The organism is Vogesella mureinivorans (assembly GCF_007644035.1).
GTDB classification, from domain to species: Bacteria; Pseudomonadota; Gammaproteobacteria; order Burkholderiales; family Chromobacteriaceae; genus Vogesella; species Vogesella mureinivorans.
Genome location: NZ_VMTV02000120.1, coordinates 1 through 484, shown reverse-complemented (window position 1 = coordinate 484; position 484 = coordinate 1). Strand labels below are relative to the sequence as shown.

Sequence of the window (484 nt, the reverse complement as noted above, 5' to 3'; positions counted from 1 at the left end):
CGCTGGGCAATATCTTCAAGGAGATCGAGCGTGCCCTGGGAGTCGAGCCGCCCGAGCACGGCTGCCTGCTGCCCTGGGCGCAACGCGGCGTGTTGCTGCTGAATGCCGTGCTCACGGTTGCCGCGGGGCAGGCCGGTTCACATCAGGGCAAGGGCTGGGAAGGCTTCACCGATGCCGTGATCGAACGCCTGAACCGCGAGCGCGAGGGCTTGGTCTTCCTGCTCTGGGGCAGCTATGCGCAGGCCAAGGGCAAGTTCATCGACCGCAGTCGTCATGCAGTGCTGCGGGCGCCGCATCCGTCGCCCCTGTCGGCCTATCGGGGCTTCATCGGCTGCGGCCACTTTTCCGCGGCCAACCGATACCTGCAGGGCGCGCGCGCGGGCGCGGTCGATTGGCGCCTGCCGCCGCGTACCCAGCTGGCGAGTTCCGCGGGCACTTGAATTGCATGCATCAGCCCGCATCTGACTTGGCGGGATGGGCGGGA

The 484-nt window shown here is 68.0% G+C and carries 1 protein-coding gene; it reads left to right on the top strand.

What is annotated here, in order from left to right:
- The coding region (locus FLQ44_RS02910; RefSeq protein ID WP_147692973.1) for a uracil-DNA glycosylase at positions 1 to 440 on the top strand (440 nt) is incomplete at its 5' end.
- Positions 441 to 484 lie beyond the last annotated feature (44 nt).